Here is a 25317-nt window from a genome sequence, read left to right on the forward strand (position 1 = left end):
ATCCTCGCGTTTGCTTCGTTCACTCTCATCTCTTGCCAACTCGAATCGGACTGACTTTATGAACCCGGCTTTGTTCGCCATCCTTTTGGTCCTCGGACTGCTTGCGTTCATCATCGCCGCCATCATTCTCGCGATCTTCTCACGCTATTTTTGGCTGTGGGTTCAATCGGTGATGACCGGTGCCAAAGTATCCGTATTGGATTTAATCGGAATGCTCTTTCGACGTGTCGATGCGCGAACGATTGTCCGCGGGAAGATCATGTCGACCCAAGCCGGAATCGACGACCCGGATTTGACCACCCGGTCCCTGGAAGCCCATTACCTGGCCCGCGGCAATGTCCCGCAAGTCATCCGCGCCTTGGTCGCCGCGCATAAGAGCCGCCAAATCACCCTGACCTTCCGGGGTGCAGCCGCCATCGATTTAGCAGGCCGGGATGTGCTCGATGCCGTTCAAACGAGCGTCTATCCCAAAGTCATCGACTGCCCACCCAAAGGCAGTGCGGTTCCTTTCCTCGACGCGATTGCGAAGGACGGGATTCAGCTCAAGGTCAAGGCACGCGTTACCGTCCGAGCGAACTTGCAACGCTTGATCGGAGGAGCGACCGAAGAAACCATCATCGCTCGAGTTGGACAAGGCATTGTGAGCGCGATCGGTTCGGCCGATAGCCATAAGGTCGTTCTCGAAAACCCGGATATGATTTCCAAGGCCGTGCTCGCCAGCAGACTCGATGACCAAACCGCGTTCGAAATCGTTTCCATCGACATCGCAGATATCGACGTCGGTGAAAACATCGGCGCCCGATTGCAAGCGGATAAAGCGGAGGCAGACACTCGTGTAGCCCGCGCCAAAGCAGAAAGTCGTCGCGCCGAGGCGGTTGCAACCGAACAAGAGATGATCGCCAAGATCGAGGAAAGTCGCGCTGCGGTCGTCGCCGCAGAAGCCGACGTCCCCCGAGCCGTCGCGGAGGCCCTCTCGACCGGTCGTCTCAATGTGATGGATTACTACAAACTCAGGAACATCACTGCCGACACCGAAATGCGTCAAAGCATCGCCGGCACCAGCACCACTGGCCCAACCAATCCGACGCGCACCCCTGCGTCGTAAGCCCCCACCTCCAGCAGGATAACGGAACATGGCAGATGACTTGGACGAGTTCCTACGGCAGGCAGCGGAGCGCCGTAAAAACCGGCAGCAGCAAAAAAACGCGCGCCCTCCCATCGCCCCACCTCCCCCCGTCGTCGGGCAGCCTGTTCGGGATCCGATCCCGACCCTGAGGCCTCTTTCGGAGCGAGATGCCTATAGCAATACCCCAGCAACTCGCAGCGACACGCCTGCCCCCAAGGCATCGGCCCAAATGGCCCCCGCCCGCGAAGAGGTTTCACGGTTTCCATCGCAATTCGATCGGCCTCCAGCTCCACCGACGCCTTCGAAACCCAAAAAGAACAAATCAAGGAACGCGCCAAGCTCAGCCCCCGAACCTGCGCTCCCGCCCGTGATTCCTTCATTGGTTCCTTCCGCCGAACTCATGGCTGCACCGTCGGCCCCCCTTCTCAACAATCTCAACATCCGCGAGCAAATTCGAAACCCACAATCGCTCAAAGCAGCGATCATCTTCAACGAAATCTTGAAAAGACCATGGCAGTAGCGACCTCCACGACCTCCCCCGATTTCTCGAGGTCTGTCCAAGGTCTCTTGCCTGCAATCGCACAAGATGCGCAGACGCGCGAAGTTCTCATGTTCGCGTGGATGAACGAAGAGGCTTATCGCGAAACCTTGGCTACCGGATTCGCAACCTACTTCAGCCGCTCCCGAAACAAACTTTGGAGAAAAGGAGAGGAAAGCGGCCACCGTCAGAAGGTCGTCGAACTGCGAATCGACTGCGATGCCGATTGCATCCTCATGCTGGTTGAACAGACCGGCGCCGCATGCCACGAAGGATACGCGAGCTGCTTCTTTCGAAAATGGGACACACAGCAATTCTCGATTGATCGATCGCGATTGGTGGACCCCTCCACGGTTTATCGCCCAGCCGAGTAAATCGCGCGGAGTAAGAGACGCGATCTGCCAGGGGCCCCTCGCCCTGCATGAAAGAAGACTGGCCCACTGCGTTTGCGCCCCAACACACATCAAGATCTCACGGACTGGCGGCTTCTCGCAATCGTTCCAAGTCCGTTTTTTGATCCCGCATATGCTCCCGAAGCTCGCGTTCGAGCGACGCCATATCACCGAATACATCCGAAAAGAGCTCGATCAGCTTGGCCCTCGGGATCCCCGCCTCCGCCTCGACAGTTAGCTCGGCGCACCGACGATAATACTCGGTCAGCTTTGGGGCATCGGTCTCCATCAGGAAATGGGTTAGCGCCCAAGCCCCTCCATACGCATCCACGACCGACGACGAAGGCATTTTGGGATCGAACAAATAGTCGGAAACGAGAAACTCCATGCGGCTCCGCGATGGATCGCCGCTGAGCCTACGATACCCCTGCAAACGTCGTGGGTTCAGCGCACCCACGCCCCCCGAGGACACACCAGAGGGTGTCTCGAAATAACAAGCTAGCCCCTCATGGGCCCAGGAGAGCCCAAGCTTTCCACGAGGCATCAGTCCGGTGTTTCCGGCCAACTGATGGGTGGCTTCGTGAGAAACCACTTCTGCGTCGAGCTCGTCCTTCAAGATCTTCACCATGAGTTCCAGCGAGTTGGTTTGCTGCGCGACTTCTCGGGATAGCGTTGTCCCTCTCGCTTGCAATTTAGCTCGTTTCATCTCCTCGACCAACGCGGTCAGCAAACGCATTTCGTCGGTGGAACTGCGATCGTAAAAGACGCTCACATTATCCTTGGGAGACCAAAAACCAGCCGCCGACTGAAGCTGCGGATCTAGCTGCGTCGCATAGCGCAGATAGTCTTTCTCCTCCGAGAAAAGGAGCACCATTAACGGCTCCGACGGGGCCTCCAAAACGATTCCGTTCAACGCGAACTTGAGAAAAAAGGATTCGTATACCGTTTCCAATCTTTCCAATCGCTTGGACACACGCGATGCCCGACTAGCGGATGACTCTCCATCGATGTCGTGCAGCAGCAAGTAATGCTCGCTCTTGGCCACCTTCATCGATGCGAGCTTCGTGATGCTGCGCAACTTCGTTTCAGTCTCTGCAAAACCTTGAACGGGTGTTTTGATCTTCGCGCGGGCTTCAACCAATCGCACGACGGTGGGATGATTCGGCTCCCGCTTATACGCCGCGCTGCAGCACTCGTAAAACTCCTTCAACTTGCCATGCCGAAGGGCGACGTGGGCCGCCTTGAGATAGTCGTCTACCGAGTTGGACTTGGTCGCGTCAAACCAAAGCTTTCGGTACTCTTCCAGTCGGGTTGGAGCCTTCACCACCACCGCTTGATCGCGATCCATGGCGACCGAGGGGTAACCCGGATAGGTGAACTCCAAGAGGTTCCCTGAATGAAGCTTGGTCTTCCCCTCCAAAACAATCGCGGCCTTCGCGCCCGGTGGTGTGTAAACCAGGAAGTCCCCTAAGCAATCGGAGGAGAACAAACAACTCATGCCCATCCACCATGCGATTCCGTTTCTGATCGATCGGATGGCAAAGCGCATGGCGTCGAACGTAGGTTGGATGGGGATGCGAGCAAAGAACCGTTCAACGGCTAACTACTCCAGTATAGTCCGGACCGATCCCTCGAGAAAACGGTCCTTACGCTATTGGCATTCCGTCTCGCATCCTACAAGGAGTTGGATTACTTCGATGGTTTCGACGTAGACAGGAAAATCGACGTATCAACCACCTCTCCACCCCCTCGAGTAACCAAAGCTCGCAACTGATCGGATGTAACGTTCGGATCCAGGAAGCGAACCGAACCGTCCAGAAGCGCCACAAGATTGTCCCTCGCCATCGCAGGAAGTCGCGTCGGGCTAAATTCCTCGTCCTGGGGGTTGGTCCAGACGACCGGATCGCTCGACTTCACAACGGCGATGGTATTGGCGGTACCATCGGTGATACGTTCCATCCCTCCTTGAGATCCGTCCCCCGAGTCGATCGCCCCAGGCCCTACGACCATTTTGAACGAAGTCATTCCCGATTTCGATGCATCGGTCTTGAATACGCTAGGCATGCGGTCGACGAGTGTTTGATTGTGTGGACTATCCCATGGCTCGTCGAAACGATACTGACGGTAGAGATCCGCGTGCCCCAACACAGGCAAGATGGCGACCCGCCAACTGTGTGGAGGGTTTTGTTCGCTCCGCCTCATTTGAGAACTCGGGAGATGTCGAAATTGGGATTCGAACATATGGAATGCCAGCAGAATCTTTTTTAGTTTTTCGTCGTCCCCCTTCAACGCTTGTTCTTCGGCTACCACGTCCTCGGAGGAGGGAGTTTCGATATAACTCTTGAGCGGGTCGTTATTCTGGAGATCCGCTTTCGAGCCTCGCGGCAGAATGCGAGTGATCTCGAATCGAAAATCGTAGCCCATATTTCTGGGAGTCTCCGATCGGTAACTGCTAGGAGCACCTTCCATCCGCGAACCATCGAAACCGTCAGCTCCCGCCCCACCAATACCAGGCCCTCCAGGACCAGGCCCACCGTAGGCCATGCCGGGGCCACCATAACCGCTTAAGCTCATTCCATAGCCACCCCCACCAACGCCATCATTGAGTGGACTGCTGCCATAGCTACTGCTGCCATAGCTACTGCTTCCGTGGCCGGATGAATCCGCCTCCATGCCGGGAACCGTCACGTTGATTCCGTTGGCTTGGAACAAGATCTGTTTCAATTGCAGGTCGATCCAATCCGATTGCAATGACAATCGCTTTTGAAGTGCTGCCTCCATCTTCGAAACGCGTGCCTGCAGCTTGTCCAACTCCCGGACCCGTCGTTCCAGATCCATCGTGAAATAGCCGTCGAGGGCCACCCGCAACTCCTTCTCAATCGCGGACCGATCCTCGGGCGTGGCTGCCGCACGCAGCGCCTGTCGAAGCTTCCATATCAACTGAGCCACTTGTTGCATCTCTGCCGGAAGGAGCGGTTCTCCGGACATCCCTGCGCCACCATACCCTCCCATCCCCATGCCGCTAGGACTACCAGAGCCTTCACCGCCGTAGCCACCACCTTCGCTGCCGTAGCTACTACTTCCACCGGGGTAACCACCACTTTCGCTGCCGTAACCTCCATAGCCGCCCGAGCTCTCGGCCGCAGGAGGAGCGGGTCTCTCTCGAAGCGATTTGCGAATATCATCCAACGTCTTCGGCTTCACTCCTTTCGAATCGTCATTCGGTGCACCAGATTGTTTCGCATCTCCCCGCACAGAGGTCTGAGACATAACCGGGTAAGGTGAAATCCATCCGAACAAGACAGCGATGGCTGCCCATCGGCAAGCGTGCAAACATCTCATCACATCATCTCCTTAGTGGGAAACTTGGTTCGTTCTATCGGTTGCGTTCGAATCGGTTCTCGTAAGAATCGATTTCTTGTTGAAGCCGACCAATCTCTTGCTGAAACTCCAGTGAGTCGTTCATCCAGCCTTGCAAGGTTCCCTGCAGATCGGCCGGTAGATCGCTGAGCTTTTCTACCTGATCAGGAACAGGGGGTTCCTGTATGGGGGGCGCATCCGAAATATGGGGTAGCTCGGGAACGACAGGGCGCGGGATCGACGGATCGATAGGGTTTCCAGCATCCGAACGGAACCATTCGTTGCCCCCGAGTGTGAAGAATATTGCGATGGCGAAAGTGCAAATGGCCGCCAGAGCCCCCCCAGCTCGCAGCGGTCTGCGGTGGCGACGGAGGGATCGTTTGCACCGAGTCCACATGCCTGGGCGCTGGACTTGAGTCCGTTGCAGCATCTTGAGCAATCGTTCTTTGACTTCACCAGCACTCCCGGGTCGTTTGTTGGGTCGCTTTTCCAGCAGCTGATCAATCATGTAGCAAAGGGAGTCTGGCAACTGAGGATTCGATTGCCAAACAGGGCGATGGGGATGATGGCAAATGCGATGCAACACCCCCATGGCGCGGTCGGCGCGAAAGGGAGGATGGCCCGTGGCGATGAAGTACAAAACAGAACCTAGGCTAAAAAGATCGGAACGATGATCGATCGCTTCCCCGTTGGCTTGCTCGGGGGACATGTAGTGAGGGGTGCCGGCGACGATTCCGGTTTGGGTCAGACTCGCGTCGTCCGCCGTTCGAGCGAGCCCGAAGTCGGTCAGGAGCACGCGTTCGAGTCCGGCCTCCAGCAGGATATTGGCTGGTTTGACGTCTCGATGCACGATGCCTTGCTCGTGGGCAGCCGCCAATCCGCTCGCCGTCTGCATACCGATGCGCAGGATCTCTTCAACCGATAGGGGCCCATCTCGTTCAATACGGGATTGGAGCGACTCGCCTGGGACATACTGCATCACCAGATAGGGGTGAGGTCCGCTCGATTCGACGTTGTGGATGGCGACGACGTGTTCATGAACGACTGCCGCGATCGCTCGCGATTCTCTGCCAAAGCGTTGCCTTGCGGGGCCGTTGGTCGCCAAGTGCGGCGCGAGGACCTTGATCGCGACCGATCGATTCAGTTCGGTGTCGAACCCTTTATAGACTACCCCCATCCCGCCAGAACCGAGACGGCGTTCGATTTCGTATCGGCCGATCCGCCCCAGCATTTCGGGATGGGAGGGAGATAGCAACTCCCGATCGTCGATCTCCTCCGAGGAATTCTCCTCCCGAACATGCAATGGATCTGCCGCGTCGCGTTGCTCGAACGAAGCGGTGGCGTCGCTCCGTAGTGAAGCGGCAAACTCCGATCCGCCTTGGAGGAGCTGGACGGCATCGACGCAGACTTCGTCGTGGGACAACAGTTGGCTCAACCGATGCTGGCAATGTTCGCACGCCTCGACATGCGAGGCAGCGGCGACCGTCTCGCCCGTATCGTCGACTTCGGTCATCAGCATTCGAAGCTGCTCGTCGCTCACGTGGATGGCTGGGGACATCGAACGATCATTCCTGATGGAGAGATGGGGACAGGGAATTGCCGGACGAGGAGGATTCCTCCAACCGTTGGACTTCATTTCGTAGCTTGGCAATGACGCGGCACTTGGCCACCAAAACCGCACCGGGGGTCATCCCCAGCTCGCGGCCGACCATCTCCGGATCCGCACCTTCCACCGCCGAACGATGGAACGCCTTCCAAGTGTTCGCGTGGACGCGGAGCTGCACCCGCTGACCCGCTATGTGAAACAGTTCACGCCGGTACTCCAAATCGAACAGGGCGCTGATCTCAGCACTGAACCCCATCGGATCGACAAACTCCTCCAGTTGCTCCGAAAGAGATTGGATTGGGGCTGTCGGCTTGTACTGGCGACGGGTGAGGAAGTGGATCATGGCGTTGCGGGCGATCGTTCCCAGCCAAGCTCGAAACTTGCCTCGCTCGGGATCGGGGACGAACTCGTGCACTTTCCTGGAAACGGCGAGAAAAACCTCTTGGACCAGGTCGCTAGAGTCCGCCTCTTGGAAGCCACGGGACCGGGCCAATCGGAACAAGAAAGGTCGATAGATTTCGATGAATTGCTCCCAAGCCTCCCGGTCCTGCCGGTCGCGGAGTCGAATGAGCAAACTTTCTCGGGTATCGATCATGGCTGTTTTGGTTGGCGAGTCGTGAATTGCACCCCAATACAAACAGACAGCCTAACACTCTGGATTACAGCAGTTGCTGAGAGATTCCCAAAATCTTTTCCAACGCGGGCCTCATCGCTACCTTGCCGATTCTAGATTGCGTGCCCGTTTTCCGGCCATCAACTATACTCATGTCGTCCTCTCGCCCCTTAAAAGCATCGACTCCATCCCCAGAGGCGTCCCCTTGAAGACCAAATCGCTTCCACTTTACGTTTGCTTGGCCAGCTTTTCGGCACCCGCGATCCCCTTGTCCGCACAGCAACCGGCACTTCCCCGTTTTGAGAACGGTGAAGCTCAGGTCGTCGAAGCGTTTGCGAAGGACTGGATCCAACACGATCTTTGGGTCGAAGCCCCCTTCGATTCCGATGGCGATGGAAAGCAAGATCGGATGCACGTCGCCGTCACCCGCCCTGCACAAACTGATTCGGAAAAGCTTAAGGTGCCGGTCATTTACCAATCCAGCCCTTATTACGCTGGCATGGGATCCAACGATCCCAAACACATGTGGAATCCGAAACAACAAATCGGGACCGAACCACCCAAACACGAAGATGCACCAGAGATCGATCAACAGAGCCTCCGGCCGGTTCTCTCGCGCGATCACTTGAAAGAATGGGTCCCTCGCGGTTTCGCCGTGGTGCACTCGTCCTCCCCCGGGACCGGGCTCTCGCAAGGCTGTCCGACGGTCGGCGGCGACAATGAATCGCTCGCTCCCAAAGCAGTCATCGATTGGCTCAATGGTCGCGCCAAGGGGTACACAACTCCGGATGGCGACGAAGAAGTGAAAGCCTACTGGTCGACCGGGAAAGTGGGCATGACCGGAACATCCTACAACGGAACCCTTGCCCTGGCAGCCGCGACCACCGGTGTCGAGGGACTGGAAGCGATCATCCCCGTAGCTCCGAATACCTCGTACTATCACTACTACCGCTCCAATGGTCTGGTACGCCATCCAGGCGGTTACATCGGTGAAGATATCGATGTCCTCTACGACTTCATCAATAGCGGCAATCCCGATCGTAGGGACTACTGCAATTGCGAAGTCCGCGACAAGGGTATGCTCAAGGAGTTCGATCGCAAAGACGGGAATTACAACGCGTTTTGGAAGGAACGGGACTACCTGCACGAACTCGGCCCCATGAAGGCGGCCATGTTGATGGCCCACGCCTTCAACGATTGGAACGTCATGCCCGAACACAGCATCCGCATCTACGAAGCAGTCAAAGCCAAAGGATTGCCAACACAACTGTTCATGCACCAAGGAGGGCACGGCGGCCAGCCCCCCGTTTCGCAAATGAACCGATGGTTCACTCGCTATCTCTACAACATTCCGAACGACGTGGAAAAAGATCCCCCGGTACGCATCGTCCGCGAAGGAAAGCCTCGCGACGAACCCGAGTCGTACGCAAATTACCCACACCCCGATTCCAAACCCGTATCGTTCCGCTTGGAAAAGGGAGGTATCAGCTCCGGTGCACTCGTGCGCAACGATCGAAACGCGAATGGGAACCCGATTGTTCCCATTGTGAGCCAGGGCAAGGAAACATTGATCGATAACTTCTCCTTCCCTGGCTCGGCTCTCGCCCAAGCCGAGTGGTCCAATCACCGTCTCCTTTATTCCACCAAGCCTTTGGAAAAGGAAGTCCACATCTCCGGCACTCCCAGAATTCGATTGCGCGTCGCTTCTAATAAACCGTCGGCATGCTTGTCGGTCTGGCTCGTTGCATTACCTTGGACGGGAAGCAAACGGATCACCGACGACGTGATCACCCGTGGGTGGGCCGATCCCAAAAATGCCAAATCGCTCGAGAACGAAGAGCCGCTGGTGCCGGGCGAATTCCGGACCGTTGAGTTCCATTTGCAACCCGAAGATCAAATCATTCCCGCCGGCGAAAGCATCGGCTTGATGCTCTTCGCCAGCGACCGGGATTTCACGCTCTGGCAGGAGCCAGGTACCGAACTTTCGATCGATCTCGATCAAAGCGAACTGATCCTGCCGATCGTTTCGAGCTTGGAATGACAGGACAGGGCGACGTCCTTTCGGTCGATCGCCATGCAAATCGGACTACTGGAAGAACGTGTTGGCTTCGCCCCCAGCACGGGTCCCCAACGCCCTCCAGATGGGCAATTCAATATTGGACGAGATCGATTGCACCGATCCGTCCATCATCAACGTATTCACAACTCCCGTGTGGTAGCTGCGGGACGTGATGACTGCGTAGGTCGTGGAGGTCTGATCCCGCCCCTCGCGACTGCTCGATACGTCGAAATCAAAAGTCCTACCGCTGACAACGTGTGGGACTCGTGTGTTCGGTGAAAAAGTGGTGGTGAATCCTGCGTGGATCGCTCGGCCGCAAACCCACTCGGTGTGACCATTCGATTCGGACCAAGCCCCACCGCTGATGGAAGGGGAGACAGCGTCGGGTGTGAGCGGTGCAGTCGCAGGCAACGTGGCATCGTGAACGCGAGGCGTAAAGGCTTTGACCTCCGCCATGCCGATCGTGTTGCTGAGGCCATCGCTAAAACCCCCGACACGAGATCGCAAGTTGGGGGCAAACGCGGCCCCGCCGTCCGCGCGATTGACCGGGTTGTAAATCAAATACTCACCGACGCTCAACGCATAGCAGAGCGGGTAATGCTCAGGAATTCCATTGGCGTCGAGCCGCGCCCGATCGTTCGTGTCGCTCGGGCATATCAACACAGGAACCTTGATCGTCGCCACGCCGTTGGGTGGGAAGTTCGCTTTGTTTCCTGCCGTGTGGTAACCGATGGAGAAATCGATCAGGCGGAAGGTGTTATCCCCTTCGAGAAACGGGAGGAGGAATGATTGCCCCGACCAAGGCTGACCGGCCGATCCCCCCAAAGTGATCGTCGAGGGTGGAAAGGATTTGAAAGTTCCCTCGTAATTGTGCAGAGCCAAACCGAGCTGCTTGAGATTGTTTTGGCATGACATCCGCCGCGCGGCCTCGCGGGCAGCTTGAACCGCCGGAAGCAACAATCCAACCAAAATACCGATGATCGCAATCACGACCAACAACTCCACCAAGGTGAAGCCCGTTCGCAGTGGCCTCGACCGAATCACCCCACGGCCATTTGCGCAAGCCATCTCATCTCTCCAACGCTACGCATCGACCTAACGCGATTCCTTCCGTCCCGCAAACGCAGAAACACTCAGAAGGATCGGTCAAACGTGGCTGGCTGAGGTTCGTCTTTGAACACGTCAAAGAAAATCCAATCGCTGGCTTCGCCGTCTCTTATTGAGACTGTGTTTCAAGAGAATAGTGAGACCGGCCTAGAAGTCAAGATGGGACTGCTGCGGGTTATCGAAGACGCTGCAGGTGGCGAAGGAAGTCTCGGTCGAGTTTAGCCAGATCCTCGCCGAAGCAGGAGCGGAAGAGATCGAGCCGTTCTCTCGTGGGGGGTTGGGTTCCCACGGGGATTTCACGAATGAGCTGAAGGTATTTGACGAAGTCTTTGGAGCGGGTTTGGACCAAGAAATGGGTGAGCCCCCACGCCTCCGCGTAGCAGTGGGTCATGGTTTCCCCGTTTCGCAATCGGTTATCGTCGGAAAGAAGGAGGGCAAGCGAATCGGCGGTTCGGAGCGGGATATATTGAACGAGATTGTTGTAGTTGTGTTGATTGATCTTCCCGATTCCTCCCCATCCTCCTTTGCTGGTCAAGTCAGGGGATTCGAAATAGGTCGCCAGTCCTTCGCTCAGCCAAAGCGGGCTAGCTCCAAGTCGAGTTTGCAGTCCGCAATTGAAAGCGATTTGGTGGCAGGCTTCGTGGACGATGGTAGCGACGGTCCGTTCCGCTTCTGGGCGGGACAGGATTTGTTGCACCAATATATCGCGATTGACTCGCATATTGCTGGGAAGCATTCCCTCGACACCGGTCAAGTCATACGAGGCAAGACGGTTCGTACCTTGGTGGTAATAGCCGAATGTATTCTCCGCGCCTTGAAATTCTTGGCTCGCATAGCGGACGTAATCCGCTTTGGTTTCGAAGATGAGCGAAACCAATGGAAAGCGGGGCGCCGTGAGCTCGAAACCTTTGGATTTCCAGAAGCGATGGAATCCGCGGTAGAGTCGTTCGTACAGATCGACATTCCATCGCGCGTAGGCTTCCGTTGTGTTGTAGCAAAGGAGGAAGTGATCGCTGTCGAGGACGCGGCTGTTCGGGGGCATCCAACGCAGCATCTTTTGTCCCAGTTCGACCGGTTTGGTGGGTTCGAGCAGACCGGTCTGGGATTCTTTGGCCACCAATTCCTCTGGAGATATCGCGGTGAGTGCTCCATCGGCATCGAGGACCAGGAGCCCGAAGCCATCCCGTTCCGCCACCAATTCTCCTTGAACCGATTTGGCTTCTCCGTTCTCGCGGTACCGGATAGAGGTCATGAAGCCCAAGTCAGGGACGGAGGCGTCTGTTGAAGTTCCGGAGGACTCTTGAGCGTCGAGGCAGCGAATGCGTGAGCCTAGAGACAGGGTGTGGACCGAAAGGGCAGCCGCGGCAGCGATCCAATTCCTCCGATCGCAGACTTTGCGACCCTTTGGGTGAAGCCCGGAACGCGTGACCGAGCGCGGATCTTTCGGAGGAAACGGAGGTTGGGGATCAGCAGGATGGGGGTGGGAGTGCATGGCTATTCCTGCTCCTGATGAAAGATCCCTGAAAAGGTCGACTCGGTCACCGCAGCCGTCCAGTGCCGATCGCAGCTGGCCAATCGCATTCGACTAGTCGAGATCGGCGGGCGGCTTGCTGCGGAAGACCGCAACCACATCTTCTACGGGGATCACATAAAGTTGGTTGTCGACTTCGAAATCGACGGGTATTGCGTTTTTGGGGTGAAAAAGAATTTTGTCGTACTGTTTGAGGGGCACATCCTCATCGTGTTCGATCTGCTGGCTAATCGTAACGATTCGTCCGGTAATGGTGGGGATTTCCGCCGCGTCGGGGAGTGCGATCCCTCCGCGAGTTTCCCGTTTTGGCTCGTCTTTACGGACGAGCACGCGGTAACCGATGGGTTCGATGTAGTCAAAGTTCGTAGATTTTTTTGCCATGGCCCCAGCATAGGGGAGGAACGGAAATCGACAAGTACATTTGCACTTGCGTCGACCGGCAAATTCGTCATACTCCTGGGCTTTCCCCAAACGAAAACGACGGCCGCTCCGCGCGGCGATCGTAAACCTAAATTGCGTGGACTTGTCCATGCGTGTCGTTATTTTGGCACCGGAATAGCTTAGGAATGATTGAAACAATCGAAGTAGCGAAGCGCGAACAAGTTGGTTCGCGTGCAATGATCAAGATCCGAGAAAAGGGTTTGGTGCCTGCAATTCTCTATGGTCACGGCGAAGAAAACATTTGCTTGACCCTGCCTTTGGACACGGTCAACAAGCTGATCAAGCACGGCACCAAACTGGTCAATCTGACCGGGTCCGTGACCGATACAGCTTTGTTGCGATCGGTGCAGTGGAGCAGCATGGGTGACTACGTCATCCACGTCGATTTCGCACGCGTTTCGCAAACGGAAACGGTGGATGTGACGTTGCCTGTCCATTTGCATGGCGAAGCCCCTGGCGCGATGACCGCTGCAGGTCAATTGCGATTTGTGGCACACGAAGTGGTGATTCGCTGCCCCGCGGCGAAGATTCCTGAGTTCCTTTCGTGCGACATCAGCCATTTGCAGCTAGGTCAGTCGATTCACGTCAGCGAGCTGAAGCTTCCAGAGGGAGCGTCGGCAGTTACGCCTGGTTCGATCGTCGTGGTTCAAGTAGCGGTAGCAGCGGGTGAAGAAGCCGCCGTTGCAGCGTCGGGAGCTTCGGAGCCCGAGTTGATCCGCAAGGAGAAGCCAGCCGATTCGGCTAGCTAGTGGGTTTCGGTTGTGGAGTTGACCCCCTCACGAATGTCGATGGTGGTAGGGCTCGGGAACCCAGGGGCCAAGTATCATTGGACCCGGCACAACATTGGATTTGAATGTTTAAATTTAGTCCATCGGAAGCTTGGTTCGCCGAGCTTGCAGACTAAATTTGAAGGCCAGTTTGCAAAGGTCAAGCAGGGCGGGCAGGATGTCTGTTTGGTTTGGCCTTTGACCTATATGAACTTGAGCGGACGGTGCGTTGCACAGTTTGCAAGGTTCTACCGCATCGAGCCAGCGAATATACTGGTGGTTTGCGATGATTTGAGTTTGCCTTTGGGCAAGCTCCGGATTCGCAAATCGGGCTCGAGTGGTGGGCAAAAAGGGTTGGAGGACATCCTTCGTTGCCTGGGCACCCAAGACGTCCCGCGTCTTCGGATCGGGATCGACCCGACGCCGGATAGGTGGGAGACCGCGGATTATGTGTTGAGCAAATTCGCGGCCGCCGACAAAGAAGTCGTCGACCAAGCGTTGGTTCGCGCGGATGCGGCCATTGCGTGTTGGTGGAGCGATGGGATCGACGTTGCGATGAATTTGTTCAACGCGTCGGAACCTCGTTCGCCGAAGAGACCTAAACAGAAACCATCGGACACATCCCCAGGGAGCGACTAGTCGCTTCGAAAACACAGGCGATCCGGCGAAGGGATCGCGAATAACAGCGTAGGAGTTGAAAAAGTTGGCTACCGGAATTTACGAATGCCTTTTTTTGTTTGATAGCAATCACTACGCCCGCGACCCGGGTGGTGTTGCCACCTCCGTTCAATCGATGATCGCAGATTTGGGTGGGGAGATCTTGGTATGCCGATTGTGGGCCGAGCAGCGACTTGCTTACCCGATCAACGGTCACAACAAGGGTACCTACTGGCTTGCCTATTTCCGACTCGATACATTGAAGCTCAAAGAACTGAATCGGACTTGCCAGCTCAACGAGAGCTTGCTCCGTTTCATGTTCACCAAAATCGATCCGCGATTGATCGATGCGTTGGTGGCGCACGCCCAAGAAAAAGTTGTTGTGCCCATTGATGCTCTCGAACGACAGCCCGTAGGCGTTGGCGTGGGTGCCGACGATGAAGAAGAATCCGAGGTTGAGGACGAATAAGAGATTCGGGCTCGGCCAAACGTTGCCGTTAACGGCTTAGAGACCGGGAGTGCACAACATGGCTAGCTACAATCGAGTTATTCTCCTTGGAAATTTGGTTCGAGACATCGAACTGAAATACACCACCTCGCGATTGGCGGTATGTCAAAACGCGATTGCCGTGAACGAGCGGCGAAAGAATGCAGCAGGCGAATGGGTCGATGAGACCTCCTTCGTCGATGTAACCTTTTTCGGTAGGACCGCAGAGGTCGTCGCCGAGTATTTAGGCAAGGGTTCCCCGATCTTCGTCGAGGGCAAACTCAAGCAGGATACTTGGGAAAAGGATGGCCAGAAGCGAAGCAAATTGTATGTGATCGTCGATCGCATGCAGCTGATCGGGAGCCGCAATGAGTCGAAAGGCTCGGGGGCTCCTAGGCCGCAAAGCAACGGCAACCGATTTGCAGATCAGGAACAACATGTTTCTCCCGATATGCACGTGTCGGAGGTTGGGGATGGTGGCTTCATCGACGAAGACATGCCCTTTTAATACAGAACATTATTTTAAAACCGCTTTGGTTAGTGATTTGAAATGACAACACGAAAGATGCGTACTCCGACATTTCCTCGTCTTCCCAAGGGACCGAATGGCGGTATTCAGCTGATGCTCATCCAAAACGTCGAGCATCTCGGCAAAGCAGGGGATGTCGTTGAAGTCAAACCTGGGCACGCGAACAATTATCTCCTCCCAGAAGGCTTGGCGATCGTCGCCACCGACCACCACAAGCGAATGGTCGATAAGCACCGCGCCAAACTAGCGGAAATCGAGAAGCAACGACTCGCTTCCCTCCGCCAACTCGCCGATCAGTTGTCGAAGCAATCGATCAACGTCGAAGCCAATGCAAACGACGAAGGACATCTCTACGGTAGCGTCGGCGCAACCGAGATCGTCTCCGCTCTCAAGGCCAACGGCTTTACGATCACCAGCGAGCAAGTACGACTCGAAGGGGTTCTCAAGGAACTGGGGCTCTACACGGTCAAGATTCAATTGCACCAAGAAGTCGGCACCGAACTCAAGGTGTGGGTGGTTCCGACCGCCGCCAACTAGGTCTCCGAATCGAGTTTTCGATCCGGGGAGCTACGGCGAGATCAAGTAGGAGCCTCACCCAGCCACCTCCATTCCTGCATTGAAAAAGAGCCGGTTCTTCGAACCGGCTTTTTTGGTTTCCTGTTGGCTTTTTAGTTTCCTGTTGGCTCCGGGCGTTACGTCCGTCTGGGATCTCCACGGACCCCTCCCCCCAGACCGCCTGTGCAGAATCGCTTTTCCAGAAAAACGCGTTCCAAGCAAAAGACCGCTAGGCCTTCGGCTTCACCCCCGATGCGATGTGGTATCGCCGGGACGGAAACAATTCACCCTCTTCAAACCACCTTCCCAAATTAGCCTCGTACCAGTTGGGATGCTTGGTCACCAACACCAACCTCCCGCCAGGCCTCAGCGAACGGTGAGCGGCCGCAAGAAACTTCTCGGCAATATGAAAGTCGCCGAAGTAGGGCGGGTTGGCGAGTGCCATGTCGTAGGAGCCGGGCTCCCCGTAAACGCCTGTCCAATTCACTTCGGTCGTCAGATTGGTCAGCCCATTGAGGCGAATTCCCCGCTGCACGCAATCGATCGCACGGGCGTTGGCGTCGACCGCGTGGACGCGGGCGCTCGGATCCCTTTTCGCTAGGCCGAGAGCCACCGAACCGGCACCACAGCCGATATCGATCAGCTTGGACTCTGGGTAGACGTCGACCGCATCCAGCAGCTGCCTAGCTCCATTGTCGAGGTGGCGATGGGAGAAAACTCCGGGACGCGTCACCATCTTGATCAGCTCATCGCAGTCCCGATAGGCGAGCTCGCAAGCAAAATCCTTGCGCTTCTTGAGTTCTGCTGTTTTCTCAATCCAGTAGACCGTTCCCTGCTCGTGCTTGCGAACCTTCACGCTGCGCTCGAAGGTCTTGAGCTGATCGAGAACCCAGCGATCGTCCGGATTATCGACCGACACGAAGAGCACCCCTCCGAGCACCAGGTGATGGAAAAGCTGCTGAATGTAATCCCTGGAAAGCTCTCCTTCGCCTGTCGTCACCAGCGAAAGGAGGCCGGCGTGGAAGCGGGAGTCGGGAAGATCGGCATCGCACAACACCTCGACATTCCCAGGTGATGGGACCGGGGAATTATCTTCCGCCAGCTGAAGATGCCCTTCGGTCCGACTGGCCTGGAAGGAATCGATGTGGAAGCATTGGACCTGAAGCCGGAGCTGTTCCCCCGCCGTGTGACGAGCCAGCCCTTCGGCGGCCTGGTGCCGCCCGGAGGAGATACTGACCAACTTCAATCCTTCGAGATCGGGAATCCCAAGTTTCTTACGAAGACCCAGCCAGTCCCAGTCGAGGAGCGTGCCAGCCAAGATGGCTTCTTCGGCTCGAGGAGGCAAACGGCGGGCAACCGGTTCGTAGCCGTCGGAGGAAGTAGGGGTTTCACTCATAACTTGATCGTCGAAAAAGCGGATAGGAAGGGAATCCGTATGATAGACGCTCTGCGCGGGATTCCTATTCGAGTTGCTCGGTCTGGACGAAGTTCGAGAAGAATTGCCTTCTCCGTCACTTGCCCAAAATGTAAACTACTCCGTGCAGTTTCTTCCCCTCCCGATGAGACACGAAGCGGACCGTCGGAACCAATCTTCGCGCGTAGAACCGCATGGACCATGGAATCGTGGCCGGCATCGAACAAACTTATGCACCGAATAGACCGATGCTTGAACGACGCCCTTGCGTCAACCCAAAGCGACACATCGCCGAGAGCGTTGAATAATTGAACGGCCATCGAGGGACTTTTCAAGCCGTTCTATGGAAACGAGTACTTTCCCTGCATTTTTGCACTATTTTTCAAACGAGATCGCTATGGAAGCATCGAGGAACAAGCCTGACTTTTCGAGCGGAACCGAAGGGAAGATTTCTTCGATGCGCGAAACCTTTCGTAGGCGTTTGTGTTTAAGTATCGGCCAAAAAACGATGCAACCTCTCGTTCGTGCGGCTGGCTTGTGAGCTCGGACGCAGTTCGTGAACTAACTTGGTAGTGACCAATCGAAAGACCAGCAATGAGCTCCTCGTTAACAGCATCAACTTCTCTTCAATATCTGGATTCGCACTCGTACGCAGCCTCTTCCGTGCCCTCACTCGAAAACGTCTACATGACCGTTTACATCGTCGATAGCGATCCGAAGGCGCGAGGGGTGGTGAAGAAGCTTGCCGATGGGGCGGGCTACACGGTCATCGAGTTTGACTCTGCCGAACGGTTTTTGTCCCTAATCCAGTCCGAGCCTCTTGGATGTATTGTTCTGGAATTGGAGCTTGGGGATACCGATGGTACTTCTCTGATCCGCCGGATCCGGGATGCGGGCTGGAAGATTCCCATTCTCATCGTGACCTCCCAAAACGATATTGGCTGGTGCGCGAGCGCCTTCAACGCCGGAGCCAGCGATTACTTGGCCAAACCGGTCGACCCGGACAAGCTTCTCAGTTGCATACGGAACGCGTACGACGCATCGGAAAAACGGAAACAGGAGCTGCAGGCCCAAATCGATGCCGAGAAGAAACTTAGCAGCCTCACCCTTCGAGAACGTGAAGTACTCGAGTTGCTCGTCGCCGGGAACTCCATGAAGACCATTGCATCCAGTTCTGGGACTAGCTTCCAAGCCGTTGCGCGACATCGCCAACGAATCCTCGAAAAACTCGGGCTCGAAGGAGATGTGGCCCTCGCTCGATGGGTCTTCGATCTCCGGCGTGGAGGCGGGAAAGTCTAACGTTTTGCCTGACATTCGCCCCCCTGGGACGGCAATCACGGATTGACGAAACTCCCTTACATAGGCTAATCTTTTGATGGAGAATCCCCCGATAGTTCCGGGGGATTTGTTTTTTTACCCGTTGTTCGATACCGCAGAAGGTGACGGCGAATGCCGTTGCCTGTGCACAGCCTCTTGGCCGGGGCTTGCATTGCAGGAACAACCAGACCACGGAGAGTGAAATATGGCCAACGAGTTAGTCGAAAAATTGATCGAGGCTGGCGCTCACTTCGGACACCGAGTGAGCCGCTGGAACCCCAAGATGGAGCCGTACATCTACGGCCGAAAAAACCTCATCCACATCATCGACATCCGCGAAACGCTTCGCGGAATGCTTCGAGCGAAGAAATACCTGAACCAAGTCGCCGCACAAGGCTCCTTGGTGCTGTTCGTCGGAACCAAGCGTCAAGCATCCGAAGTCGTTCAACGGGAAGCTCTCCGCTGCGGAATGCCATTCGTCAGCGAACGATGGTTGGGTGGCGCTCTGACCAACTTCCGAACCGTTCGTGATCGAATGAAGCGATTGGACGAATTGGAAACGATCATGAACAGCGAACGCATCAACGAGTACTCGAAGAAGATGCAATCCTCGCTCAACCGCGAGTATCGAAAGATCTACCGAAACTTGAACGGTCTTCGCATCCTCAATCGCTTGCCCGAGTGCTTGGTCATCGTCGACCCTAAAAAGGAAAAGAACGCTGTTCGTGAAGCCAAAGCGCTCGGAATCACCACCGTCGCATTGATCGACACCGATTGCGATCCAACCCAAATCGACTTGCCAATCCCAGGCAACGACGACGGGATCCGCTCCATCGACTTGATCATCAAACAACTGGCGGATGCGGTTCTGGCAGGCCGGGCCGAAAACCCAGAAATGCAAAAGAAGGCCGGCGGCGAAGCGAAAAATGACGTAACCGCCGAAATGGTCGCTAAGGCCGAATCGATGGCTTAATCGCCAGGCGCTCCGTCCACCAAAGATTCAACCATGCGTCGGCGCCGATCCTGCTCTTGGGATTGGCGTCGCTTCGTTATCCGAAACGACTTCCATACAGGGATACAAACCATGTCGACTATTTCCGCAAGTGACGTCGCTGAACTTCGTAAGCAAACCGGTGCCGGTTTGATGGACTGCAAAAAAGCATTGCAGGAATCCAACGGCGACTACGAAGGCGCTCTCGATTACCTTCGAAAGAAGGGACAAAAAGTTGCAGAGAAACGCGCTGACAAATCGGCCAGCGAAGGCTGCGTCGTAACCGCTGTCGATCCTTCGAAGACCAAAGGTGTCGTCTTGGCCCTTTGCTGCGAAACAGACTTCGTCGCCAAAAACGAAGGTTTCACCGATTTGGCCAAACGATTGGGCCAACTGGCGCTTGATAGCAATGCCGAATCTGTCGAACAACTCAATGCACTGAAGATCGACGGAATGACTGTCGCCGAGAAACTCGTCGAACAAACGGGCAAGACCGGCGAAAAGATGGTTGTTTCCGAACTCTACCAACTCAGCGGCGACAAGATCGCGACCTACATTCACGCAGGAAGCAAGATTGGAGTCCTCCTCGCGTTCAAAGATGGGGGCAAACCAGGTGCGGATGAATTCTTCCGCGGAGTTGCCATGCACATCGCCGCAATGAAGCCTACGATCTTGAACTATACCGAGTTCGATGCAGAGTTCGTTGCTAAAGAAACGGAATCGATGCGAGCTCGCATCATCACCGAAAACGAAGACCGCGCTCGCTTGGGCAAACCTCTCAAGACGGTTCCTCAATTCGTGAGCCGATTGCAACTAACCCCGGAGGTCATGACCGCCGCAGAAGATGCGATCAAAGCGGAATTGAAAGCCGAAGGAAAGCCCGAGAAGATCTGGGACAAAATCGTTCCAGGCAAAATCGATCGCTTCGTTGCCGACAACACTCTGCTCGACCAAGAACGATGCTTGCTCAACCAGTTCTACGTTCTCGATGAAACGAAGACGGTCGATGCTGCCATCAAAGCTTTCGGCGACCAAGCCCAAATCGTGGCGTACCGACGCGTAGCGATCGGCTAACCTCTCACGCACGCCCGATCCCTTTCTCACCTCTACCGCTAGCGCCCAGCGGTTGACGGCCACAGGCCTCTCTTCACCGACCTAGGCTCTCTGCGTCCTCTCGAGATCGCTGCCTCGAAGATGTCGCGTCAATTTCCCTATTCGTAAATCGGGAAGAACGTGTTGAACGCTTGCTCACAAAACACCCCTGGATCGTTGAAGCGCTGATGGCGATCCAACGCATCAATGCGTCCCATCTCCTCCTGGCTTAACACGAAACCATCCACATCCAAGTTCTCTCGCAATCGATCAGGATTGCTCGACTTCGGAATCACGGACGTCCCCCGCTGCACACCCCACCGTAATACGACTTGAGCCGGCGACTTGCCATGCGACTTGGCAATCCCTACGACCACAGGATGCTCAAGAACCGAATCACCTTTCGTCGCCATCCCTAAAGGAATATAGGAAGGAGCCCCTAACGGCGAGAAGGCTGTCATCGCGATCGATTCCTGCTGACAGTAACGCAGCAGTTTGGCTTGCACCAAATAGGGATGCGCTTCAACTTGAAGAACCGACGGCCGAATGCTGCATTGAGCCAAGAGATCGCGAATCAAAGCGACGCTAAAGTTGCTCACTCCAATCTGCTTGACCAACCCCTGATCAACCAACTCCTCCATTGCTTGCCAGGTTTCGCGGATCGGTACCGGGTCGTATTCCATTCGCGGAGGCTGCGCCTCAGGATCCCAGAACCATCCGGCTGGGTAACGAGTGCTCTCCGGTACGTATTTCAGCGAGATCGGGAAATGGATGAGATATAGATCCAAATAGTCGACGCGTAGATCCGATAACGAACGCTTCAGTGCCGGCAGAACATGCTCGGCGCGATGATTCGTATTCCAAAGCTTGCTGGTGACCCATAATGCATCGCGAACGCATAGTCTTTGCGACAATGCCTTCTCGATCCCTTGCCCAACCTCCGCTTCATTTCCGTAGTCGGAGGCGCAGTCCAAATGGCGATAGCCCATTTCGATCGCCTGCACGGTCAGTGCCGCCGCTCGATCTTTCTCGACCTTCCAGAAACCGTAACCAACAGACGGAGGGGTACGACTCATGAGAGATCGACCTTTCAGTAAACGGTGGCGTTAGCGATGTCGCTCTACGCAGGCTTTGATGTCTTCAAACACTTGATCCGCTGATTGCATCCCGTTTACCACCTCGAGCTTGCCCTGCTTGGCGTAATACTCGGTGAGCGGCGCGGTTTGCGTATGAAACACGTGGAGTCTCTCGCGGATCGTATCGTAATTGTCGTCGACGCGACCATCGATCTGTGCCCGCTTCAGCAATCGCTGAATCAACTCCTCTTCCTCTACCTTTAACTCCAAGGCCATATCCAGCTTGAGGCCTTGGTCAGCTAAATAGTCATCCAGCAACTGAGCCTGGATGAGCGTACGAGGGAAGCCGTCGAATAACGCACCGTTGACGCACTCTTCACTTTGAAGCTTCTGCGCGACAATGCGCATCACGACGTGATCGGGGGCCAAGCGCCCCGCATCGATGTAGGAAGCGACCCAACGGGAAAGGGCGGTCTCCTGCTTCTTGACCGCTCGCAGCATTTCGCCGGTCGATAGGTGGGGAATGTTTAGCAGTTCGACCAACCGCTTGCATTGCGTTCCCTTCCCTGCGCCGGGAGGGCCGATAAAAACCAATCGCACGGAGCGGCCCTTTCTAACTGGCTGTCCTGGTGGTAGGAATCAAGATCCAGGGGCTACTCTTCCAATAAACCCTTGTAGTTTCGCATGAGCAAATGACTGTCGATCTTTTGGATCAGATCAAAAGCCACACTCACCGCGATCAACAAACCCGTACCCCCGTAAAAGGAGGCCACGCTAAACGAAACACCAAACTGAGAAGTGATAATCGTCGGAACGATTGCGACGACAGCCAAGAACGCTGCGCCAACATAGGTGATCCGAACCATCACTTTTTCAAGGTAATCCGCTGTCCGCTTCCCAGGACGATAACCCGGAATGAACGCGCCTGAATCCTGCAAGTTCTGCGACATCTCCTTGGGATTGAACATGATCGATGTCCAAAAGAAGCAGAAGAAGAAGATCAAAGCAACATAGAGGACGTTATAAGCAAACGACGAACCTGAATTGAGCATCGCAGACAACGCGTTGAAAACGGAGGTCAACGCGGGCCACCAAGATGCACTCGCGCTCGCCAACATGCCGAACACCAACGCGGGGATCATCAAAAGACTTCCCGCGAAAATAATCGGCATCACACCGGACTGATTGATTTTAAGCGGCAAGAACTGCTTCGATCCGCCCATCACACGTCGGCCGCGAACGTGCTTTGCACTTTGCATCTGGATGCGTCGCTGTGCCATGGTGATAAACACGACGGCAAACACCACCGCAACGAAAAGGAACGCCAATACCAACAACACGTCGGGTCCGATGTTGCTACCGCTACCACCGCTCAACGAACTGGACATGTTCTGTCGCAAATCCCACAAAGCTTTCGGCATCTGGGCCAAAATCCCAGCCATGATCAACAACGACACCCCGTTCCCGATCCCATACTCATCGATCTGCTCACCGAGCCACATCAAGAACAAGGAACCGGCAGTCATGATGGCGACAGACGTGATCTGCCAACCGAAGGAAAGTTCGTTCGATCCGCTCGCATAAAAGAACTCGGATATGGAGCCGGCCGACTGACCGATGATCATGTACCGCAGATACACCCAACTTTGGATCACACAAATGAATACGGTCAGGTAACGGGTGTATTCGTTGATCTTCTTTCGACCTGCGGGCCCCTCTTTGCGAAGCTGCTCTATGGGACCCCAAACCGTTCCCAACAATTGGAAGATAATCGACGCCGAAATGTAAGGGGCGATACCGAGACCGAAGATGGTCAAGGTTCGCAAGTCTGTCGCAGAGAAGACAGCGACCTTGTCAAGAAAACTCTGGACCTGCCCGCCCATGGCAATGCTGGATTCCTGCAACACAGGAAGACGGATGTGGTATCCGATTCGGTAAATTGCCAACAAAGCGAGGGTCAGCAATATCTTCTGACGAAGCTCGGGAATCGAAAAAACAACCCGAAGTTTTTCCAACATAGGCTTGATCCTGAACAGGTGATGTTCACAACGTAGAGGCTGTATTGTTTCGAAAGATTGAGATCGTGACTAGCCGAATTCAACCTTCCTTAAACGAAAACACCACGCGGAATGCGTGGTGCTTTGAATTCGATTTCCTTCGAAGTCAACTGGACCTCGCAGGACTACTCCGCCTTGAGAGCCGCAACGCGCTCTTCAGGGGTTCGCTTCGCAGCGACAATCTCGATGGTGCCGCCAGCCTTTGCGATCTTTTCCTTCGCCGTCTCGCTCGCTCGGGTCACGACGAACTTCAACGCCTTGGTCAGCTCGCCATCGCCAAGGATCTTGACCTCGTCGCAGCGGACTTTGACCAATCCCTTCTCGCGAAGCGTGGTCGGATTCACCTCTTCGCCTGCAACGAACAACGCGTCGATGGCGCTCAAGTTCACACCGAATACGGTGGCTGCCCAACGATTGTGGAAGCCTCGCTTTGGAATGCGGCGAACCATCGGCAAATCCCCACCATTGAAAATGGGGTGCCGCGAGTAACCGCTTCGTGACTTGTGACCGTTATGACCACGACCGGCTGTCTTGCCCGTCTTGCTACCAACCCCGCGGCCAATACGCTTGCGAGGACGGTTCTTGACGATGCCGTTGTTGATGTCTTCTAAATTCATGACAATTTGACCCCTCGGAGTCGCTCGATATCTTCTTTGGTTCGGAGTTGTGACAACGCGTCGAACGTCGCCTTGATCAACACCGTTGGATTATTGGATCGGAAACTCTTTGTCAGGATGTCCTGAATTCCGACCGCTTCGCAAACAGCACGAACTGCTTGCCCTGCAATGATACCTGTGCCAGGGCTGGCTGGCATCAACAAAACGTGAGCAGCGCCGAATCGACCCGACACTGCGTGAGGAATGGTCCCGTTCTGAACCGGGACGCTGATCATCGCTCGGTTGGCTGCCTTCTGAGCCTTCGAAACGCTCGGTGGAACTTCATTCGCTTTGCCATATCCATAGCCGACGCGACCTTTCCCGTCCCCTACGACAACCAAAGCTGCGAAGCTAAAACGACGACCACCTTTTACCACGGCGGCGCATCGCTTGATCTTCAACACGCGATCGATGAGCTGATCGCCTTGAGTATTCTCTGCAGTATTGTTAGCCACTCTATCGATCACTCCGAACTAGAATTCCAAACCTGCTTCGCGAGCCGCATCGGCGAAAGCCGCCACGCGACCGTGATACTTACAAGACCCGCGGTCCAAACAAACCGTCTTGATCCCCTTGGCAATCGCTCGCTCTGCGACGATCTTTCCAAGCTTCTTTGCTGCTTCACAATTTCCGCCGTAGCCGATCGATCCCCGAACATCCTTGTCACGCGTCGTGGCGGAAACAATCGTCAAACCACTCGCATCGTCGATCACTTGGCATCCGAAATTCGTCAAGGATCGATTAATGCACAAACGTGGGCGCTCGGCGCTTCCACGAACCTTCTTCCGCACACGGTAGGCCCGCCGCTGACGCTGACCATCCACTACTTTTCGAATATCCACGACTTACCTCGAATCCACCAGTTGTTTTCTTAAAACCAACGCAGCTTCCCGTTCACAACCAGAGGGCGCTCCCGAAAAGGATCCTACGCCTTCCATGCAAACGG

At 55.5% G+C, this 25317-nt stretch carries 26 protein-coding genes; 12 read left to right on the plus strand and 14 right to left on the minus strand.

Annotated features, from left to right (window positions below):
• Positions 1 to 58: 58 nt before the first annotated feature.
• From floA to hisI, 3 genes are read left to right on the plus strand one after another with little or no spacing between them, the layout of a single operon-like run.
• The gene (gene floA / locus VN12_RS19195) at positions 59 to 1105 is read left to right on the plus strand and encodes a flotillin-like protein FloA (protein WP_146678324.1); all 1047 of its coding nucleotides are present in this window, start codon (positions 59 to 61) and stop codon (positions 1103 to 1105) included.
• Between the two features lie 28 nt (positions 1106 to 1133).
• A complete protein-coding gene (locus tag VN12_RS19200) occupies positions 1134 to 1646 on the plus strand; it encodes a hypothetical protein (protein WP_146678325.1) in 513 nt (170 codons plus the stop codon).
• Entirely contained in the window at positions 1637 to 2038 is a 402-nt protein-coding gene (gene hisI, locus VN12_RS19205; protein ID WP_146678326.1) for a phosphoribosyl-AMP cyclohydrolase, read from the plus strand. The genes VN12_RS19200 and hisI overlap by 10 nt, the downstream gene beginning before the upstream one ends.
• Positions 2039 to 2135: 97 nt before the next feature.
• Here the strand turns inward: hisI and VN12_RS19210 are convergent, their stop codons facing one another.
• The 4 genes from VN12_RS19210 to VN12_RS19225 all read right to left on the minus strand — a co-directional run bounded on the left by VN12_RS19210 (position 2136) and on the right by VN12_RS19225 (position 7617).
• Positions 2136 to 3554, minus strand: coding sequence for a DUF1570 domain-containing protein (locus VN12_RS19210; RefSeq protein WP_168164502.1), 1419 nt, complete (start codon positions 3552 to 3554; stop codon positions 2136 to 2138).
• 191 nt (positions 3555 to 3745) lie between these two features.
• Complete coding sequence (locus VN12_RS19215) at positions 3746 to 5398, minus strand: DUF1559 domain-containing protein (protein WP_146678328.1); 1653 nt, start codon at positions 5396 to 5398, stop codon at positions 3746 to 3748.
• Between the two features lie 34 nt (positions 5399 to 5432).
• The gene (locus tag VN12_RS19220; protein ID WP_205855095.1) at positions 5433 to 6974 is read right to left on the minus strand and encodes a serine/threonine-protein kinase; all 1542 of its coding nucleotides are present in this window, start codon (positions 6972 to 6974) and stop codon (positions 5433 to 5435) included.
• Between the two features lie 7 nt (positions 6975 to 6981).
• Complete coding sequence (locus VN12_RS19225; RefSeq protein WP_146678329.1) at positions 6982 to 7617, minus strand: RNA polymerase sigma factor; 636 nt, start codon at positions 7615 to 7617, stop codon at positions 6982 to 6984.
• A gap of 223 nt (positions 7618 to 7840) precedes the next feature.
• Between VN12_RS19225 and VN12_RS19230 the strand changes: the two genes are divergently transcribed.
• Positions 7841 to 9676 (plus strand): Xaa-Pro dipeptidyl-peptidase, encoded by a 1836-nt coding sequence (locus VN12_RS19230; protein ID WP_240491196.1) that lies wholly within the window; start codon positions 7841 to 7843, stop codon positions 9674 to 9676.
• A 45-nt stretch (positions 9677 to 9721) separates the two neighbouring features.
• On the opposite strand, the gene VN12_RS19235 is transcribed toward VN12_RS19230, so the two are convergent.
• The 3 genes from VN12_RS19235 to VN12_RS19245 form a co-directional block, all read right to left on the minus strand.
• Positions 9722 to 10762, minus strand: a complete 1041-nt coding sequence (locus tag VN12_RS19235; protein ID WP_146678330.1) for a DUF1559 domain-containing protein — start codon at positions 10760 to 10762, stop codon at positions 9722 to 9724.
• A gap of 214 nt (positions 10763 to 10976) precedes the next feature.
• Positions 10977 to 12293, minus strand: a complete 1317-nt coding sequence (locus VN12_RS19240) for a DUF1570 domain-containing protein (protein ID WP_146678331.1) — start codon at positions 12291 to 12293, stop codon at positions 10977 to 10979.
• A gap of 93 nt (positions 12294 to 12386) precedes the next feature.
• On the minus strand, positions 12387 to 12713 hold the full coding sequence (locus VN12_RS19245; RefSeq protein WP_146678332.1) for a co-chaperone GroES: 327 nt from the start codon (positions 12711 to 12713) through the stop codon (positions 12387 to 12389).
• Positions 12714 to 12898: 185 nt separating this feature from the next.
• On the opposite strand from VN12_RS19245, the gene VN12_RS19250 reads away from it, so the two are divergent.
• From VN12_RS19250 to rplI, 5 genes are all read left to right on the plus strand, one after another.
• Positions 12899 to 13522, plus strand: coding sequence for a 50S ribosomal protein L25 (locus tag VN12_RS19250; protein WP_146678333.1), 624 nt, complete (start codon positions 12899 to 12901; stop codon positions 13520 to 13522).
• Positions 13523 to 13561: 39 nt separating this feature from the next.
• On the plus strand, positions 13562 to 14179 hold the full coding sequence (gene pth, locus VN12_RS19255; RefSeq protein ID WP_240491444.1) for an aminoacyl-tRNA hydrolase: 618 nt from the start codon (positions 13562 to 13564) through the stop codon (positions 14177 to 14179).
• A gap of 64 nt (positions 14180 to 14243) precedes the next feature.
• A complete protein-coding gene (rpsF, locus tag VN12_RS19260) occupies positions 14244 to 14666 on the plus strand; it encodes a 30S ribosomal protein S6 (protein WP_146678335.1) in 423 nt (140 codons plus the stop codon).
• A 58-nt stretch (positions 14667 to 14724) separates the two neighbouring features.
• Complete coding sequence (locus VN12_RS19265) at positions 14725 to 15192, plus strand: single-stranded DNA-binding protein (RefSeq protein WP_146678336.1); 468 nt, start codon at positions 14725 to 14727, stop codon at positions 15190 to 15192.
• 42 nt (positions 15193 to 15234) lie between these two features.
• Positions 15235 to 15750, plus strand: coding sequence for a 50S ribosomal protein L9 (gene rplI / locus VN12_RS19270; RefSeq protein ID WP_240491197.1), 516 nt, complete (start codon positions 15235 to 15237; stop codon positions 15748 to 15750).
• A 247-nt stretch (positions 15751 to 15997) separates the two neighbouring features.
• Here the strand turns inward: rplI and VN12_RS19275 are convergent, their stop codons facing one another.
• Positions 15998 to 17164, minus strand: a complete 1167-nt coding sequence (locus VN12_RS19275; RefSeq protein ID WP_146678337.1) for a class I SAM-dependent methyltransferase — start codon at positions 17162 to 17164, stop codon at positions 15998 to 16000.
• A gap of 681 nt (positions 17165 to 17845) precedes the next feature.
• Between VN12_RS19275 and VN12_RS19280 the strand changes: the two genes are divergently transcribed.
• The 3 genes from VN12_RS19280 (at position 17846) to tsf (ending at position 20564) form a co-directional block, all read left to right on the plus strand.
• Positions 17846 to 18481: a response regulator transcription factor gene (locus VN12_RS19280; protein ID WP_168164503.1), complete on the plus strand. Its 636-nt coding sequence runs from the start codon at positions 17846 to 17848 to the stop codon at positions 18479 to 18481.
• A gap of 223 nt (positions 18482 to 18704) precedes the next feature.
• Positions 18705 to 19472: a 30S ribosomal protein S2 gene (rpsB, locus tag VN12_RS19285; protein WP_146678339.1), complete on the plus strand. Its 768-nt coding sequence runs from the start codon at positions 18705 to 18707 to the stop codon at positions 19470 to 19472.
• A 111-nt stretch (positions 19473 to 19583) separates the two neighbouring features.
• Positions 19584 to 20564: a translation elongation factor Ts gene (gene tsf / locus VN12_RS19290; protein WP_146678340.1), complete on the plus strand. Its 981-nt coding sequence runs from the start codon at positions 19584 to 19586 to the stop codon at positions 20562 to 20564.
• Between the two features lie 137 nt (positions 20565 to 20701).
• On the opposite strand, the gene VN12_RS19295 is transcribed toward tsf, so the two are convergent.
• From VN12_RS19295 to rplR, 6 genes are all read right to left on the minus strand, one after another.
• Entirely contained in the window at positions 20702 to 21658 is a 957-nt protein-coding gene (locus tag VN12_RS19295) for an aldo/keto reductase (protein ID WP_146678341.1), read from the minus strand.
• A 30-nt stretch (positions 21659 to 21688) separates the two neighbouring features.
• Complete coding sequence (locus tag VN12_RS19300; protein WP_146678342.1) at positions 21689 to 22258, minus strand: adenylate kinase; 570 nt, start codon at positions 22256 to 22258, stop codon at positions 21689 to 21691.
• A 53-nt stretch (positions 22259 to 22311) separates the two neighbouring features.
• Entirely contained in the window at positions 22312 to 23676 is a 1365-nt protein-coding gene (secY, locus tag VN12_RS19305) for a preprotein translocase subunit SecY (protein ID WP_146678343.1), read from the minus strand.
• Positions 23677 to 23840: 164 nt separating this feature from the next.
• On the minus strand, positions 23841 to 24332 hold the full coding sequence (rplO, locus tag VN12_RS19310) for a 50S ribosomal protein L15 (protein ID WP_146678344.1): 492 nt from the start codon (positions 24330 to 24332) through the stop codon (positions 23841 to 23843).
• On the minus strand, positions 24329 to 24826 hold the full coding sequence (rpsE, locus tag VN12_RS19315) for a 30S ribosomal protein S5 (RefSeq protein WP_168164504.1): 498 nt from the start codon (positions 24824 to 24826) through the stop codon (positions 24329 to 24331). Before rpsE ends, rplO begins: the two co-directional genes overlap by 4 nt.
• Before the next feature lie 18 nt (positions 24827 to 24844).
• Positions 24845 to 25213 carry a 50S ribosomal protein L18 gene (gene rplR, locus VN12_RS19320; protein WP_146678346.1) on the minus strand — a complete coding sequence of 123 codons (369 nt, stop codon included), beginning with the start codon at positions 25211 to 25213 and terminating at the stop codon, positions 24845 to 24847.
• Positions 25214 to 25317 lie beyond the last annotated feature (104 nt).

Origin of the sequence: Pirellula sp. SH-Sr6A, assembly GCF_001610875.1 — a bacterium.
Taxonomy (GTDB): Bacteria; Planctomycetota; Planctomycetia; order Pirellulales; family Pirellulaceae; genus JBKCUI01.

Bases quoted from the DNA above. Each gene is read 5' to 3' on its own strand.
- floA (WP_146678324.1), top strand. From the start codon at position 59: ATGAACCCGGCTTTGTTCGCCATCCTTTTGGTCCTCGGACTGCTTGCG.
- VN12_RS19200 (WP_146678325.1), top strand. From the start codon at position 1,134: ATGGCAGATGACTTGGACGAGTTCCTACGGCAGGCAGCGGAGCGCCGT.
- hisI (WP_146678326.1), top strand. From the start codon at position 1,637: ATGGCAGTAGCGACCTCCACGACCTCCCCCGATTTCTCGAGGTCTGTC.
- VN12_RS19210 (WP_168164502.1), bottom strand. From the start codon at position 3,554: ATGAGTTGTTTGTTCTCCTCCGATTGCTTAGGGGACTTCCTGGTTTAC.
- VN12_RS19215 (WP_146678328.1), bottom strand. From the start codon at position 5,398: ATGAGATGTTTGCACGCTTGCCGATGGGCAGCCATCGCTGTCTTGTTC.
- VN12_RS19220 (WP_205855095.1), bottom strand. From the start codon at position 6,974: ATGTCCCCAGCCATCCACGTGAGCGACGAGCAGCTTCGAATGCTGATG.
- VN12_RS19225 (WP_146678329.1), bottom strand. From the start codon at position 7,617: ATGATCGATACCCGAGAAAGTTTGCTCATTCGACTCCGCGACCGGCAG.
- VN12_RS19235 (WP_146678330.1), bottom strand. From the start codon at position 10,762: ATGGCTTGCGCAAATGGCCGTGGGGTGATTCGGTCGAGGCCACTGCGA.
- VN12_RS19240 (WP_146678331.1), bottom strand. From the start codon at position 12,293: ATGCACTCCCACCCCCATCCTGCTGATCCCCAACCTCCGTTTCCTCCG.
- VN12_RS19245 (WP_146678332.1), bottom strand. From the start codon at position 12,713: ATGGCAAAAAAATCTACGAACTTTGACTACATCGAACCCATCGGTTAC.
- VN12_RS19250 (WP_146678333.1), top strand. From the start codon at position 12,899: ATGATTGAAACAATCGAAGTAGCGAAGCGCGAACAAGTTGGTTCGCGT.
- pth (WP_240491444.1), top strand. From the start codon at position 13,562: ATGGTGGTAGGGCTCGGGAACCCAGGGGCCAAGTATCATTGGACCCGG.
- VN12_RS19265 (WP_146678336.1), top strand. From the start codon at position 14,725: ATGGCTAGCTACAATCGAGTTATTCTCCTTGGAAATTTGGTTCGAGAC.
- rplI (WP_240491197.1), top strand. From the start codon at position 15,235: ATGACAACACGAAAGATGCGTACTCCGACATTTCCTCGTCTTCCCAAG.
- VN12_RS19275 (WP_146678337.1), bottom strand. From the start codon at position 17,164: ATGAGTGAAACCCCTACTTCCTCCGACGGCTACGAACCGGTTGCCCGC.
- rpsB (WP_146678339.1), top strand. From the start codon at position 18,705: ATGGCCAACGAGTTAGTCGAAAAATTGATCGAGGCTGGCGCTCACTTC.
- tsf (WP_146678340.1), top strand. From the start codon at position 19,584: ATGTCGACTATTTCCGCAAGTGACGTCGCTGAACTTCGTAAGCAAACC.
- VN12_RS19295 (WP_146678341.1), bottom strand. From the start codon at position 21,658: ATGAGTCGTACCCCTCCGTCTGTTGGTTACGGTTTCTGGAAGGTCGAG.
- secY (WP_146678343.1), bottom strand. From the start codon at position 23,676: ATGTTGGAAAAACTTCGGGTTGTTTTTTCGATTCCCGAGCTTCGTCAG.
- rplO (WP_146678344.1), bottom strand. From the start codon at position 24,332: ATGAATTTAGAAGACATCAACAACGGCATCGTCAAGAACCGTCCTCGC.